Below are 14,908 nucleotides of genomic sequence, written 5' to 3'. Positions count from 1 at the left end.
TGCTTCAACGCTATACCATTTATCTTTTTCTAATTTGATTGTATCAGACATACCAGGAGTAATATAGCCAATCATATAGGTTTTACCTGTTTCAACATCAGTAAATACAACACTAGTATCACAATTACTGTTTACTTCCACTATTTCAAATAAAGGTTGAATTTGTACGTTAGAATTATTAGTAAAAACATAAGTATATTTTCTTTGTACGCCAATGACAAAAAGAATCATTATTAAAACTATCAAAAATGTCTTCTTTTTCATATTCAGTACCCCCAAATATTTTTTGATTTTATCCATGTATTTTATATAAAAATAAACTAATCCCAAAACCAATTAAAGCACAACCAGTTATAATCCAATAATTTGTATACATACATTTCTCCTTATTATTTAGATAAGTATATATAAACTTTCTTAAAAAATTCTTTATTTTTTATAATTCTTTTATTATTAAAAAAATCTGGATTTTACCCCAGACTTTTTAATCTCACATCAATTTCAGTATCAATATAATCCTCAGCCATTAAAATAACTTCAGCTTTGCGATACATTCTCTTTGCGATAAGATACGCTTCATATTCATCTTCTGCTTCTACTTCAATTGTTTTTTGAAGCGTTTCTGTAAACTCTACTTCATATAAACTCATTTTAATCCCTTTCTAAAAAATAGATGAACTAACGTCCATCTATCTTGGTAAATATCCCAATGGAATATCTAATGCATCTTTATAACCTGGTTCAGCTTTTACAACCGATGCGATTAAATTTATATTCGGTGATGCACTTGTTAAGAATGGTTCTTCAGAATCAAATAATCCATCAATCTTAACATTTACATTCGGTCTTCCTTTAATTTCAATTCTTTGTTCAATTGGATAATCTTTTAAGATTTCATCGGTTGCCTTATGAATAAAGTGGAAACCTGTCACTTCTTTTCCATTCTTTTTACAACTCATCAACAACATATGAGCTCCAATGGTTCCTGGTTTAATCACACCAAATTGTGTATTTGCTTCTACATCCGCTAAAATAACTTCACTTTCACATACAAATTCATCGTATTCAAGACCAAGTCGTTCTGCAATTTCCACTACTGTAGGTGCATAGTATGTATAAACAATGTTAGCAACCGCATCAATATTCACATTTCCCGGTTCTTTTCCAAATCCAAAGATAAAAGCCCAAGGTGCTTTATTATGATCATCGTTTTCTCCACCATGAACAATTACCGAATCAATTTCACGATTTAACATACCCAATACCGTTGGTAAATAAGGGGTATATAAACCTGGATAAATTCCTTGTTGTGTAAATGTTACTCCATTTTCCTTGGCAATACGATCAATTCTTTCATAATAAGCTGGTGCATTTACTTTAGAATAGAAAACAGGTAATGTTGTTAATACATTCTTTTTATGTGCTAAAGCTAAACAAATATCATCCACATTTCCTGTAACACCTGTACGTGAAATATTTCCTTCATCCCATTTTGTTGGACAATAATACATCACAACATCGGCTTCCATTGATAAAACAGCTTCAATGTCATCACTGACAATTACTCCTGTTTGTTCTAGTCCAAGTACAAGACCGGCATCTTGTCCTACTTTTTTAGGATCAATGTCAATGGCACCCACTAATTCTAATTGTTTTCTTTCATTAATAATTTTTAAAGCGGATTTCCCAACCATTCCTAAACCCCAAATAATTACTTTATACTTTTCCATTAGTTCCTCCTAAGGTTTTATATTTTAATAGTAAAACAAGGAATTTGATTTATCAATAATTTATTTTGAAAATCAAAGTAAATATTATTTGAAGTTATTATTTATATTATCCTTTTCGTTTTTTATAGAAGAATTTACTAATTCTATATAATAAACGACTAATTGGAATATCATATTCCCCAATAAATTCATTCACTACCGGATGGAAGACAGCCTTAAAATCAGCTAATCCACCTTTTAAAGTTCCTTCTACGCCTCCCATATTTGAAAATTCGCATTCTCTATTAAAACATTCTTCCATTGTTTTAGTCCAAGTTAAATAAGGAGCCATATAGCGTCTAAATTGGTTGTCACTACCCGCATAAAGAATTTCACTTGTCTTTCCAAATTGAACTGTTAAAGTCCCACAAACACATACAGTATTACCATATTGACTCATAAAATTCTTTAATTCATCACATTCTCGTGTCAATGATTCAAGTGTTTCTTCTAGCTGAAATCTTTTTTTCTTAGCGTGTGCTGGACACAAGGCAATATCTTTTAAAACTTGGTCAAAACGTGTTTTACTTTCTTTATATGTTTTTTCTAAATCTAAATAAGCCAACATAATAAAGGCATCTTCTGAATATGTATCTAATAACAATTTAAAATACTCTTTATTACGAAGGGATATCCCCTTCTTTTGGGAAGTACAATTCATAACACGACAAAAATCATCTAATAATTCATAAGATCCCATTTTGATTTCTAAATGTTTTTTCAAAGCAATCTTTAAATTCTTTTTTCCTTTTTTTGTGAATTGATCCACTGAAAATTCATTTTTATATACTGCCATATGAATACGAGGCTGTATTGTCGCATGAAAATCATCCGTTAATCCCATATGAATACAACCATTTTTCTCAAGTATCTTCATAATTTTTTCTGATTCAGGATATACTTTCTTTTCATCTTCCAAATGATAATCACAATAATGAATGGATGGATCCATTTTTATAAATAAACAATGATGTTTCTTAGCCCATTTCTTTAAGTTTTTAAAATAAAAAGAAACCAATTCTTCGTTTTCAAAATCCATAACAGGACCTCGAGGAATATACATCATGGTGAAAGACAAAGGAAGTTCTTTTATCAACACTAAACTCGAAGCCACTAAACGTGAATCTTCATAGACCCCCACAATTTCATGTTTCCAATTTTGTTTAATTGAAGCCCATGAAGATGATTGTAGTAAGTTACAATATTTTGATTCACGTACAAATTGATCATGTTCTTTTTCATCTATATTAATTTTAAATTCAAACATATATCTCTCTCCAATGCATCGATTATATCACAGAAAAAGAATATGATTGTTGTTAATTATTACATATTGATACAAATATTAAGATTATTATTTTTTAATTATAATTTAATTATAACTATGTTACTTATATAATAATCTAAAGGAGAAAAAATATGATTAAAGTTATTTTACTTGATATTGACGGAACACTTACCAATTCAAAAAAAGAAATTTCCCCTAGAACAAAAGAAGCACTATTAAAAGCCCAAGAACAAGGAATCACATTAGCTCTATGTTCAGGAAGAACCGATAATGGTCTAATGCGCTATGCCAAAGAATTAGATATGATTCACCATAATGGTTTATTTGTTTGTTTCAATGGTGGAAAAGTTATGAATTGTCAAACCAATGAAGTTTTATTTAATCAGACAATGAATATACAAACCATCAAAGCTATTTTAAATCATTTAAAACAATTTGATGTTCAACCTGTTATTACTAATGGAAAATACATGTATGTTACTGATGTATTTAAAAATGAAATTCATGTTCCTGAAACATTTAATGTCTTACAATATGAATCTCGTTCCAATGGGTATCTACTATGTGAAGTCGATGATTTAGCTGAATTCGTTGATTTCGAGGTTAATAAAATTCTTACATATGGTGAACCAGAATATTTAAAAGAACACTACCTTGAAATGTCTGAACCATTTAAAGACACTTTAAACAGTATGTTTACGGCTCCATTTTATTTTGAATACACCGATAAAGGAATCGATAAAGCCAAAGCCATTCAAGAATCATTTCCGTTCAAGCCAGAAGAAATGATTGCCTTTGGCGATGCCCAAAACGACATTTCAATGCTTTCCTATGCAGGGATTGGTGTAGCGATGGCCAATGCCACTGATGAAACTAAGGCAATTGCCGACTTCATCACGAAATCAAATGATGAAGATGGAATTGCCTATGCATTAGAAAAGTTTTATAAATGAATGAATAAGCGTATAATAGCACCAAGAGGTGATAAACATGGCATGTACAACTTTATTAGTTGGAAAAAATGCGAGTTATGATGGTTCGACAATGATAGCTCGTAATGAAGACAGCTGTGCAGGACAGTTTGAAACAAAGAAATTATGGGTTGTCACTCCTGAACAACAACCACGACACTATAAATCGGTTATATCAAAAGTAGAAATTGATTTACCTGATAATCCTATGCGATATACTTCTGTTCCAAGTGGAGATGGAATCCAAGGAATTTGGGCTGCAGCTGGGGTAAACGAAGAAAATATTTCTATGACGGCTACTGAAACCCTAACAAGCAATCCCTTAGTTTTAGGTGCTGATCCTTTAGTTGAAAATGGAATTGGTGAAGAAGACTTAGTCACTTTAACGCTTCCTTATATCCACAATGCAAGAGAAGGTGTAATTCGTTTAGGAATGCTTCATGAAACCTATGGAACTTATGAAATGAATGGAATTGCGTTTAGTGATGTGAATGAAATATGGTGGTTTGAAACCATTGGAGGACACCATTGGATGGCAAGACGTGTTCCAGATGATTGTTATGTAGTGATGCCAAATCAGTTAGGAATTGATTACTTTGATTTTGAAGATGCTTATGGTAAACAAGAAAATTATATGTGTTCTTCTGATTTAAAAGAATTTGTGGTGAAGAATCACTTAAATTTATCAATGGACGGAAACTTTGATCCTCGTAGCACTTTTGGATCTCATAGTGATGCTGATCATGTATATAACACACCTAGAGCATGGTATATGTTAAAGTACTTCAATCCTGAATTAGATATTCAACCATTGGATGATAACCTTCCTTGGTGTTATAAACCAAATAAAAAAATAACAGTGGAAGACGTGAAATATATTTTATCGTCTCATTATCAAGGAACCGAATACGATCCATATTTAAAACATGGAAATAAAGATAAAATGAATTGTTTTAGAACCATTGGAATCAATCGAAATAACTTCTTATCTTGTGTTCAACTTCGTCCATATGTTCCAAAACAAATTCAAGCCGTTGAATGGATTTGTTTCGCATCTAATGTATATAATGCCTTCATTCCTTTCTATGGAAATGTGAATGAAGTTCCTGCATTCTATTCAACATGTGAATCACACGCTTCAACAAACTCTTTGTATTGGACAAGTCGAATCATTGCTGCTTTAGCTGATCCAGAATTCAATGAAACGAATGCGATTATTGAACGATATCAAGAAAAAGTTGCCAGCATTGGTCATCATATCATTAATCAATATGATGAAAAATTCATGGAAACAAAAGATTTACATATGTTAGTTGAAGCCAATGAAGAAATTGCCAAACAAGTACAAGAACTCACATATGATGTTCTTGATAAAGTTCTATTCATTCGAAGCAATAATATGAAAAATAAATTTTCTTTAAGCGATTAAAAAAAATTCACTTCGTATGAAGTGAACTTTTTTTTATGCTTGTTGTGGTTCTTTTTCAAATAACTTTCGAATACCCATGATGGCAACTACAACACCTAAGGCAAACAATAAAATCGCAAAGACTAGTTGAAGACCATCTCCAAATACACTTGCGGATGTTCCTGCCATGATGGCTGTAGATAAACCAACAATCTTCAATGTTAAAGCTGTAAACGTAATAGCTAACATACATACCATTGGAACCCATAACATCCATCCTTTACGATGTGTATGTTTTAAGAATACTGCACATGCAATCAATGAAAGAGCTCCTAATAATTGATTGGCAGAACCAAATAAAGGCCAAATATTCGCATATCCCATTTTAGCTAAAATGAAAGCCAAAATTAGAGTAGAGAAAGTCGCAACATATTTATTTGATCCAATCTTTTGAATTGGTGTTAAATGTTCCATATCTGTATCTGAATCTAAGAAAAATTCTTGGAAAGATAAACGACCAACACGAGCTACACTATCCAATGAAGTTAATCCAAAAGCGGAAACCGCCAATAAAATTAATGTAGAAGAAACCTTAACTGGAATTCCTAATTTAGTTAAGAACGTTGCGATGGCAGAAGCAAAAATTTGTGGAGGTGTTCCAGCTGGTAAACTAGCTCCTGATGCTAAGAATCCAACACAAACCAATGAAATAATCGCTAACATACTCTCCATCAACATAGCTCCAAAACTAACAGGTAACATGTCTTTTTCATTTTTAATTTGTTTACTTGCTGTTCCTGATGACACAAGAGAATGGAACCCAGAAATAGCACCACAAGCAATCGTAACAAATAAAGTAGGGAATAAGTATGAACCATTTACATTAAAGAAAGTAAATGTTGGTAAATTCATTTCTGGATTATAAGCAATAATTCCTACAATAGCTGCTACAATCATAATAATTAATAAATAACTATTTAAATAATCACGTGGTTGTAATAGAGCCCATACTGGAACAATTGAAGCAATAAAAATATACACAAATACAAATAAATGCCAGAACCCAGTTGATTGATAAACAGGTACAGCTAATCCAATCGCAATACACAATACCAATAAACCAATGGCTACTGCTGTATTTACTGTTTTTGAAAACTTTGTATTTTTCAAGAAGAAACCAAGAGCAATAGCCGCTAAGATAAACAAAATACTCGTTGTAGCGACTGAACCATTGGCAGCAATATGACTACCATCCTCAGCTAACCCATTAAATGTTCCTGCAACGATATCCGCAAACGCAGCAACAACTAAAATAGAGAATAACCAACAGAACAATAAAAATAATTTCTTTCCGACTTTTCCAATATATAATTCAATAATGACACCAATTGAATGTCCTTTATTTTTTACAGATGCGTACATAGCACTGAAATCTTGAACAGCACCAAAGAATACACCACCTAATAAACACCACAATAATACGGGAACCCATCCAAAAATAGCTGCTTGAATCGGTCCATTAATAGGTCCAGCTCCTGCAATGGAAGCAAATTGATGTCCAAATACAACACCACGATCCGCCGGAACATAATCTACACCGTCTTCTAATTCATAAGCTGGGGTTTTCGCTTTTTCATCAATTCCCCAAGTTTTGGCTAGCCATCGTCCATATAGTAAATATGCTGCTACTAATACCACAATGGCTATAAGCATAATTGTTAAACCATTCATAAAAAACCTTCTTTCTCTCTTGTAGTTAGTGTACTCTAATATATGAAAATTTCAATAGTTTTTATGAAAAAATAAAAAAGTAGTTTCATTTTTTGAAACTACTTACATAACATTTCCACTACTCTGTTCTTTGACCTCTAAATCCAAAGGCAACCAATCAAGAGCACGTTTTATATAACGATCCCAGAAATTCCATTCATGTCCACCTGGACCTGATACAAATTTATGTTTCACACCTTTTTCTTCTAATAACTCATGGAATTGTTCATTAAATTTATACAACAAGCGATCTTCTGTTCCACATGCCATATAAATATCAGGAACTTGTTCAACGTCTAATTTAGAAAGAAGTGCTTCATAGTCTTTATCGCTTCCTTTTAGTTGATCTAAATCACCAAACACCGATTCATAATAAGACTTTCTATGAAGAGGATTTTCTGCCTTATCACTTGAACGAACAATTAAATCTAAGATAAATGCACTTGAAAGTACAATAATTGCTCCAAATGTATCATGATACTTTAAACCATTGACCATTGCTCCATATCCACCCATTGATAAACCACCAATAAAAGTGTCTTCTCTTTTATGAGATAAAGGAAATGATTTACGCGTAAATTCTACTAACTCTTCTCCAATAAACTTTGAATAATATTCATTGGATTTAGGATTGTCTACATAAAATTTATTTTCTCCACTCGGCATTACCACTACTAAATTCTTATCTTGTGCCCATGTTTCAATACGCGTTCCATGTATCCAATCACTTTCTGAACCAAAAATACCATGTAGTAAATACAAAGTTTTATATTGTTTGTCTATACCATTGGATTGTTTATCCGTAGGTAAAATCACTTCAATGTTTACGGTTCTCATTAATGCTTTTGAATAAAAATTACAAGTTAAATGTGCCATTTTTCCTCCTAAAAAAAAGAGTGGAAATTTCCACTCTATTTGCTTGCAGCTTGAACAATCGCATCGGCATCAATATGATATTTTTCAAACAATTCATTTGGTTTTCCACTTTCACCAAATGTATCTTGAATACCAACACGAACCAATTTACAAGGTGTACCTGCTTCAGCTAAAACTTCAGCTACAGCTGACCCCAATCCACCAATAATAGAATGTTCTTCACATGTTACTATTGTATCATGGTTAGCTGCCAATTGTTTAATTAAATCCGCATCAATTGGTTTAATTGTATGCATATTAACAACAGTTGGTTTCACTTCCATTTTATCATAAGCTTCTAATGCTTCTTGTACCATTAAACCAGTGGCAACTAAAGCAACCTTTGACCCTTCTTTCAAGACAACCCCTTTACCTAATTCAAATTTATAATCATCACTTGTTACGGTTTCTACACCCGAACGACCTAATCTTACATAACATGGACCATCTGTATACGCAACAGCTTTAACTGCTTGTTTAGCTTCATTATAATCACAAGGAACAATCACTTTCATTCCTGGAATCCCGCGCATTAAGCTAATGTCTTCAATACATTGATGACTTGCTCCATCTTCTCCAACACTGATACCAGCATGAGAAGCACAAACTTTAACATTTAAGTTTGTATATCCAATGCTGTTACGAATTTGTTCATAAGCACGACCTGTGGCAAACATTGCAAAACTTGACGCAAAAGCAATTTTCCCACTTGCCGCAAGCCCAGCTGCAACACTCATCATATTTCCTTCTGCAATTCCCATATCAAAATGACGAGAAGGATCTACTTTTTTTGCTTCTCCACTTTTTGTTGAACCAGCTAAGTCTGCATCTAATACAACAATATTTGGATTTTCTTGTAACAATTCTTTTAATGCATCACCATAGGCGATACGAGTTGCGATTTTTGCCATTATTCTGCCTCCAATTCTTTAATTGCATCATGGTATTGTTGTTCATTAGGCGCAACACCATGCCAACCAGCTTGATCTTCCATGAAAGAAACACCTTTTCCTTTTACTGTTTTCGCAATAATTACGGTTGGTTTTCCTTTTACTTCACGTGCTTCTTTAAAAGCAGAACGTAATTCATCAAAATTATGTCCATCAACACAAATTGTATGACAATTAAATGCTTTAAATTTATCATCTAACGGATAAACATTCATAACATCGCTAACATGTCCATCAATTTGTAAATTATTCGCATCCACGATAATACATAAATTATCTAATTTATAATGAGCAGCCGACATAGTAGCTTCCCATACTTGTCCTTCTTGGCATTCTCCATCTCCCAATAAAGCATAAACACGATAATCGTTTTTATCTAACTTATTAGCAAGAGCCATACCAACAGCACAAGAAACACCTTGTCCTAAAGAACCTGTTGACATATCAACACCTTTTACATAATTCATATTAGGGTGTCCTTGTAATTTAGAATTAATGGCTCTGAAAGTCAATAATTCTTCTTCTGGCATAAATCCTTTTTCCGCTAATGCAGCATATAAACAAGGACTTGCATGTCCTTTACTTAAGACAAATCGATCACGATTAATTGTATCTAAATTTTCTGCATTAATATTCATTTCTTCAAAATATAACATTGTTATAATGTCAGCAGCACCTAAACTACCACCTGGATGCCCACTTTGTGCTTGATACACTTGTTTTAAAATATTCTTACGAATATTCTTGGCATGATAAGACAATTCTTTGTTTTCCATAATGTTTTCCGTCTCCTTTTTTTGCCTAACCATTATAACAACTTTTTGCACATTTTTCACTAATTGCACAAAATTTCACAAAGTTGTCAATAAAAATTCACCAACTCCACCATCATCACATGATTTTGTCTCAAATTTGCACACTTCTTTTACATTTTGCACCGCATTTTCCATGGCAACACCAACAAAATGTGACAACATTTCATAGTCATTCATTTCATCTCCAAAACAAAGAACGTTTTCCCTTTTAATATGTAATTGTTTACACAAAACATCAATGCCAGCAACCTTACTTAAATTGGGATTTACTACTTCTGTTAAAATAGAAGAACTCGCAAACATACGATAAGAATCTGGTTTTATTTGTTCAAATCGTTTTATTATTTCTTTTTGTACTTCATTACTTGATACAATCAACATTTTTGGATAATCCGTTTGTACATATTCTTTAAAATCCACTTGTTTTTTATGAATATGAGCTACTTTGCATCGATATTCATAGGCTTCCGTAATTTTATCTGTTACTAAAGTATCTCCTTCATACACACAAATAGAAGCCTCTAAATCATGAAACAAATCATAAATCATATGAAGCGTTTCTTTGGAAAGACAATTCTGATTAAACTCTTTCTTCGTTTTATAGTCAATTACCGTTGCACCATTGTTACAAACAAAATAATCACAACGATTCTCTAAATCCCATTGTTTTAAATTCTTTTCCACCATTTTAAAAGGACGCCCTGTCGCAATCGCAAATGGAATTCCTTGTGAGCGAATATAATCAATTCCTTCTACATTTCTTTTAGGACATTCTAAATGAGAATCAATTAATGTTCCATCAATATCACTCACAACTAATTTTACATTTTCCATTATTCCTCCCAGTCTACATCTAATGTTAAACAAACAAATTGAATATCCTCTTCTTCAAATCCATCATGAATTAATAAATCAATTAATTCATCTAAGGAAACCACGTCTTCTAAATAAACAATCGCTTGAATTAAAGCATCTCTATGTTTGTCATAATATCTTAAAGCATATGAAATATCCTCAATTTCATATTTTTCTTCTTTTAACTTTTCCTTAATTTCATCTTTAGACAAACCTTTTTTTACCAATTCCATCATTCTTAAAGTACACTGCCATCGAAAATCAATACCAGCTCCATCAATTAATTTACCCGTAAAATCGTAATCAAACCGTGTAATAGCTCCCATTTCAATTAAAGCTTGTCGCGAATAACGCTGTTCACTTACTTTACGACGAATCATATTTTGATAAGCTTCTATGGCACTATCCTTCATTTGTTCAAGCGTTATACGATTTTTTCTTCTTACTTCCGTTTGTTCAACTTCTAATTCTGGTTCATCTACATTATGTAGCGCATTCCAAATAAACCATCGATTAACAGGGGTATCTGGAAAAGCATCACTAAAGTGCATTTGATACCATGGTTCATTAAGTGGGTCATATGGATTGGGAATGAATGAATCTTTTTTACTATCATTGTTTTTCATAACTTCATTATAAACAAAAAAGGCGACCATGTCGCCTAGAATTTAAGATATACATATGTTGTGTCATCTCTTTTTTTCAAACGCGGATAATAAATACAATCTGGATCCTGTTCCTGAAAAAAATATAGTTGTTTTTCTATTTTTCCATGATCTCTGTCAATTTCATTTAACACATCAATAATATCAGAAAAACCTGGATACATCATGATTTGTGAAAAACCATCTGACATACAACAAATACGAGATATTTCTTCTAATTTCCATTGTTTAATACAAGCATGACGGATTCCTTTTCCTGTTGGATCTAAGATAAAATAAGATTGATTGTGACATTTTCGATTTTGAAGTAAATGATCTTTAATTTCTTGTTCTTGTCTTGTTTCAAGAAAAGGAATTTGTTTTTCTTTTGATAATGTAATCATATGCTCAATCACATTATTATCTAATTCATTAATCATTTTATCTTCAAAACATTCAATGCTTCCATCTTTCATTTCAACAATTCCTAAGCTATCTCCTAATCCAAAGTATTCCAATGTATCTTCTTGAAAACGAAATAAGGAAATACATGCATTGGGATAATCAATGTCTTGTGTATAGTAGTACTGACTTTTAATTTTCATACAGGCATTATAGACAATTGTAGAAAGTGATTGTTCTTCTAAAATATGTTTATCTATTTCTTTTTTCAATTGTTGTACAAACCATGCCGCATCATCTTCTGACATAATATTTTTCTTAGTTAAAGAAGTGGCTCCATCTAAGACCATAATATGATGATCTGAAAAAGAAAAAGTGTCTTCATTAAATATACGATCACTAAAACAATATGAAATACAGTTCATAAATATCCTTTCAAAAATAGAGATTCAAATGAATCTCTATCGTGTTAAATCTTCATATAGTTGTTTATACTTCCAAGCTGAATTTGCCCAAGAAACATCTTTTGCCATGTCTCTTTGTACCATTTCATCCCAGCACCAGCGATTATTGAAATACAATGTTTTGGCATTATTAATTGCTTGTAGTAATAAACCAGCATCATATCGATCAAAAGTAAATCCATTTCCAGTTTTGGCATAATCATTAAATGGTTCTACTGTATCTTTTAATCCACCTGTTTCACGAACAATTGGAATGGTTCCATAGCGCATCGCAATTAATTGTGTTAAACCACATGGTTCAAAACGAGAAGGAACCAATAACGCATCCACTCCGGCATAGATTTTATGAGAACGAGCTTCATCGTACATAATGCTTGAAGATACATTTCCTTTATATTTGTGTTCAAAATAACGGAATGTGTCTTCGTATTGTTTATCTCCTGTTCCTAAAATCACAACTTGTGTAAAATCATCCATAATTTGATCAAAGATTTGAGTAATTAAATCCAATCCTTTTTGATCTGTCAAACGAGAAATTAATCCAATCACAAATTTACCAGGAGCTCGATCCATTCCTAATTCTTCTTGTAAAGCGTATTTATTTCCTACTTTACGAGAAACAACATTCGTAATATTGTAGTTCGATGCGATCATAGAATCTGTATCTGGATTCCAAATATCTGTGTCAATTCCATTCACAATTCCTCTTAATTTATAAGAATGATATTGTAGATGCCCTTCTAGTTTTTCACCATATTCAGCGCTTTGAATTTCACCAGCATATGTATTACTTACCGTTGTAACACAATCCGCATATTTAATTCCACCCTTTAACATATTCGCATCTTCTCTTCCTTGTCCCATGGCATCACGGGCAAATGTGTAATCAGGAAGATTTGTCCAATATTTAATAGTAGAAACATTATAGATTCCTTGGAATCGTAAATTATGAATAGTCAATACGGTTTTAGCTCTTCCTACTGGTGTAGGTGCAAACATTGTTTTCACAAAAGCAGGAACTAAAGCTGCTTGCCAATCATGGCAGTGAATCACATCTGGAATCCATCCCATAAAGTTTAAAGCCGCTAAACTAGCTTTAGAGAAATAACAGAATTTAGGAATGTCTCCTACAATACTTGTATATGGATTTCCATTTGAGAAGAATTCTTCATTATCGATAAAATCATATGTTACGCCATCACAAATGTGTTCCATGATTCCTACATAGAAAGAACGTCCATCGGAACATAAATCCATATAGAATGAACCACGATAAACCATCTTTTGTTTCTGAGACCAAGGAATGCATTTATAATTAGGAACTAATACACGCACATCATATCCTAATTTAGCCAACGCCTTAGGAAGAGCATACATTACATCTCCTAATCCTCCTGTTTTCACAAACGGATAACACTCTGATCCAATAAAGGCAATTTTCTTACGATATTGTGGAACATAAGGTTCTGCTTCCACTTGTTGTCTTTCTTCTTTAACAGGTTCAGCTTTTTCAACTGTTTTTTCTTCCACCGGTTTAGTTTCTTCAACCGCTTCTTCTTTCACTGTTTCTTCTACAGGTGCAGTTTCAACCACTTTTTCTACTGGTTTCTCTTGAACTGGTTCTTCTTTAACAGGTTCAACTTTTACTGTTTCAACTTCTTGTACTGGAGTTACTTTTTCTTCTACAACTGGATTTGTCTTAGGTGCTGTTTTTTTAGTTGCACTACTTTTCTTTGTCGTAGCTTTCTTTGTTGTTTTCTTTGCATATGCTTTTGTCTTTTTTGCAGCCATCTTAATACCTCCATAAAGTAATAGCTTCATTACTATTTTACATCTTTTATCAATAAATAAAAACATTGCCTTTTAAATTTTACCTTTATATAATGAAATCATCATACGACTGACGGAAGTAGAAACGACTACATGAACTATGATTTTAAAAAGAGCCGACCGTCTGGGCTAAGTAGGAGGAACAATGAAAAATTTGAAAACGTTTTTGCTTGCCGTGATTGCCGGAATCGCCATTGGTATTGGTGGTACCATTTATTTAACACTCGACATGTATTCATCTATTTCTGTTTTATTTAAAGTATTGGGTGCTTTATTTTTTGCAGTAGGATTGTATGCCATTTGTATTCATGGACTTAATTTATTCACTGGTAAAATTGGCTATGTTTTTGATCAAAAAAATTATTTGGATTTAGTTTTAATTTGGATAGGAAACTTTATAGGAACTTGGATATGTGCGTTTTTAATTAATCATACGCGTTTATATGTAGTTGAAAACATTACCAAGATGTGTGAAACAAAAATGAATGACTCACTTGTTAGTTTACTTATTTTAGGTTTCTTTTGTGGTTTATTGATGTTTATTGCTGTGGACGGCTATAAAAAATGTAAAAATCCTTTAATTTTATTTATCTGTGTTGCGACTTTTATTTTATGTGGATTTGAACACTGCATTGCCGATATGTTCTACTTTTCATTAGCAGATGCCTGGTGTTTAACATCATTCATTGATATTTTAATTATCACATTAGGAAATGCCTTAGGAGCTTTTCTAATTCCCATAACTAAAAAAATCAAGGAGATCGACTGATCTCCTTTCAGACTGTTGACAAAGTGGTCGACAGTCTTTTTAAATTCTGATATTATTG

General features: G+C 32.3%; 15 protein-coding genes and 1 riboswitch. Of the genes, 3 read left to right on the top strand and 12 right to left on the bottom strand.

What is annotated here, in order from left to right; all coding sequences use genetic code 11:
- The 4 genes from ACI313_RS01745 to ACI313_RS01730 form a co-directional block, all read right to left on the bottom strand.
- Nucleotides 1–264 (bottom strand): hypothetical protein (locus ACI313_RS01745; protein ID WP_439755139.1); only part of this gene is annotated, 264 nt, incomplete at its 3' end.
- A 206-nt stretch (nucleotides 265–470) separates the two neighbouring features.
- A complete protein-coding gene (locus ACI313_RS01740) occupies nucleotides 471–650 on the bottom strand; it encodes a DpnD/PcfM family protein (RefSeq protein WP_320608563.1) in 180 nt (59 codons plus the stop codon).
- A 39-nt stretch (nucleotides 651–689) separates the two neighbouring features.
- On the bottom strand, nucleotides 690–1,730 hold the full coding sequence (locus ACI313_RS01735) for a hypothetical protein (protein ID WP_320608562.1): 1,041 nt from the start codon (nucleotides 1,728–1,730) through the stop codon (nucleotides 690–692).
- Between the two features lie 106 nt (nucleotides 1,731–1,836).
- Nucleotides 1,837–3,036 (bottom strand): peptidoglycan bridge formation glycyltransferase FemA/FemB family protein, encoded by a 1,200-nt coding sequence (locus ACI313_RS01730; protein ID WP_439755138.1) that lies wholly within the window; start codon nucleotides 3,034–3,036, stop codon nucleotides 1,837–1,839.
- Between the two features lie 152 nt (nucleotides 3,037–3,188).
- Here ACI313_RS01730 and ACI313_RS01725 point away from each other — a divergent pair, with 152 nt between their 5' ends.
- Both ACI313_RS01725 and ACI313_RS01720 read left to right on the top strand, forming a co-directional pair.
- Nucleotides 3,189–4,010: a Cof-type HAD-IIB family hydrolase gene (locus tag ACI313_RS01725; RefSeq protein WP_439755137.1), complete on the top strand. Its 822-nt coding sequence runs from the start codon at nucleotides 3,189–3,191 to the stop codon at nucleotides 4,008–4,010.
- A gap of 37 nt (nucleotides 4,011–4,047) precedes the next feature.
- Entirely contained in the window at nucleotides 4,048–5,457 is a 1,410-nt protein-coding gene (locus ACI313_RS01720) for a C69 family dipeptidase (RefSeq protein ID WP_439755136.1), read from the top strand.
- Nucleotides 5,458–5,490: 33 nt separating this feature from the next.
- On the opposite strand, the gene ACI313_RS01715 is transcribed toward ACI313_RS01720, so the two are convergent.
- The 8 genes from ACI313_RS01715 to ACI313_RS01680 all read right to left on the bottom strand — a co-directional run bounded on the left by ACI313_RS01715 (nucleotide 5,491) and on the right by ACI313_RS01680 (nucleotide 14,042).
- Entirely contained in the window at nucleotides 5,491–7,167 is a 1,677-nt protein-coding gene (locus ACI313_RS01715) for a carbon starvation CstA family protein (protein WP_439755135.1), read from the bottom strand.
- 102 nt (nucleotides 7,168–7,269) lie between these two features.
- Entirely contained in the window at nucleotides 7,270–8,082 is an 813-nt protein-coding gene (locus ACI313_RS01710) for an alpha/beta hydrolase (protein WP_439755134.1), read from the bottom strand.
- Between the two features lie 35 nt (nucleotides 8,083–8,117).
- Complete coding sequence (locus ACI313_RS01705) at nucleotides 8,118–9,032, bottom strand: transketolase family protein (RefSeq protein WP_320608556.1); 915 nt, start codon at nucleotides 9,030–9,032, stop codon at nucleotides 8,118–8,120.
- A complete protein-coding gene (locus tag ACI313_RS01700) occupies nucleotides 9,032–9,847 on the bottom strand; it encodes a transketolase (protein ID WP_320608555.1) in 816 nt (271 codons plus the stop codon). The genes ACI313_RS01705 and ACI313_RS01700 overlap by 1 nt, the downstream gene beginning before the upstream one ends.
- A 75-nt stretch (nucleotides 9,848–9,922) precedes the next feature.
- Nucleotides 9,923–10,720 (bottom strand): HAD family hydrolase, encoded by a 798-nt coding sequence (locus ACI313_RS01695; RefSeq protein WP_320608554.1) that lies wholly within the window; start codon nucleotides 10,718–10,720, stop codon nucleotides 9,923–9,925.
- Complete coding sequence (locus tag ACI313_RS01690) at nucleotides 10,720–11,367, bottom strand: hypothetical protein (protein WP_439755133.1); 648 nt, start codon at nucleotides 11,365–11,367, stop codon at nucleotides 10,720–10,722. The genes ACI313_RS01695 and ACI313_RS01690 overlap by 1 nt, the downstream gene beginning before the upstream one ends.
- Nucleotides 11,368–11,402: 35 nt before the next feature.
- Nucleotides 11,403–12,212 (bottom strand): protein phosphatase 2C domain-containing protein, encoded by an 810-nt coding sequence (locus ACI313_RS01685; protein WP_439755132.1) that lies wholly within the window; start codon nucleotides 12,210–12,212, stop codon nucleotides 11,403–11,405.
- 36 nt (nucleotides 12,213–12,248) lie between these two features.
- On the bottom strand, nucleotides 12,249–14,042 hold the full coding sequence (locus ACI313_RS01680; protein WP_320608551.1) for a glycogen synthase: 1,794 nt from the start codon (nucleotides 14,040–14,042) through the stop codon (nucleotides 12,249–12,251).
- A 95-nt stretch (nucleotides 14,043–14,137) separates the two neighbouring features.
- A riboswitch (ZMP/ZTP riboswitch) is annotated at nucleotides 14,138–14,218 on the top strand.
- Between the two features lie 8 nt (nucleotides 14,219–14,226).
- Between ACI313_RS01680 and ACI313_RS01675 the strand changes: the two genes are divergently transcribed.
- A complete protein-coding gene (locus tag ACI313_RS01675) occupies nucleotides 14,227–14,850 on the top strand; it encodes a formate/nitrite transporter family protein (RefSeq protein ID WP_320608550.1) in 624 nt (207 codons plus the stop codon).
- Nucleotides 14,851–14,908: the final 58 nt, after the last annotated feature.

It is taken from the genome of Floccifex sp., from assembly GCF_051873495.1.
Lineage (GTDB): Bacteria > Bacillota_I > Bacilli_A > Erysipelotrichales > Erysipelotrichaceae > Floccifex.
The sequence above is the reverse complement of the archived record's forward strand: the minus strand, read 5'-3'. Positions and strand labels throughout refer to the sequence as shown.

Bases quoted from the DNA above. Each gene is read 5' to 3' on its own strand.
- ACI313_RS01740 (WP_320608563.1), bottom strand. From the start codon at position 650: ATGAGTTTATATGAAGTAGAGTTTACAGAAACGCTTCAAAAAACAATT.
- ACI313_RS01735 (WP_320608562.1), bottom strand. From the start codon at position 1,730: ATGGAAAAGTATAAAGTAATTATTTGGGGTTTAGGAATGGTTGGGAAA.
- ACI313_RS01730 (WP_439755138.1), bottom strand. From the start codon at position 3,036: ATGTTTGAATTTAAAATTAATATAGATGAAAAAGAACATGATCAATTT.
- ACI313_RS01725 (WP_439755137.1), top strand. From the start codon at position 3,189: ATGATTAAAGTTATTTTACTTGATATTGACGGAACACTTACCAATTCA.
- ACI313_RS01720 (WP_439755136.1), top strand. From the start codon at position 4,048: ATGGCATGTACAACTTTATTAGTTGGAAAAAATGCGAGTTATGATGGT.
- ACI313_RS01715 (WP_439755135.1), bottom strand. From the start codon at position 7,167: ATGAATGGTTTAACAATTATGCTTATAGCCATTGTGGTATTAGTAGCA.
- ACI313_RS01710 (WP_439755134.1), bottom strand. From the start codon at position 8,082: ATGGCACATTTAACTTGTAATTTTTATTCAAAAGCATTAATGAGAACC.
- ACI313_RS01705 (WP_320608556.1), bottom strand. From the start codon at position 9,032: ATGGCAAAAATCGCAACTCGTATCGCCTATGGTGATGCATTAAAAGAA.
- ACI313_RS01700 (WP_320608555.1), bottom strand. From the start codon at position 9,847: ATGGAAAACAAAGAATTGTCTTATCATGCCAAGAATATTCGTAAGAAT.
- ACI313_RS01695 (WP_320608554.1), bottom strand. From the start codon at position 10,720: ATGGAAAATGTAAAATTAGTTGTGAGTGATATTGATGGAACATTAATT.
- ACI313_RS01690 (WP_439755133.1), bottom strand. From the start codon at position 11,367: ATGAAAAACAATGATAGTAAAAAAGATTCATTCATTCCCAATCCATAT.
- ACI313_RS01685 (WP_439755132.1), bottom strand. From the start codon at position 12,212: ATGAACTGTATTTCATATTGTTTTAGTGATCGTATATTTAATGAAGAC.
- ACI313_RS01680 (WP_320608551.1), bottom strand. From the start codon at position 14,042: ATGGCTGCAAAAAAGACAAAAGCATATGCAAAGAAAACAACAAAGAAA.
- ACI313_RS01675 (WP_320608550.1), top strand. From the start codon at position 14,227: ATGAAAAATTTGAAAACGTTTTTGCTTGCCGTGATTGCCGGAATCGCC.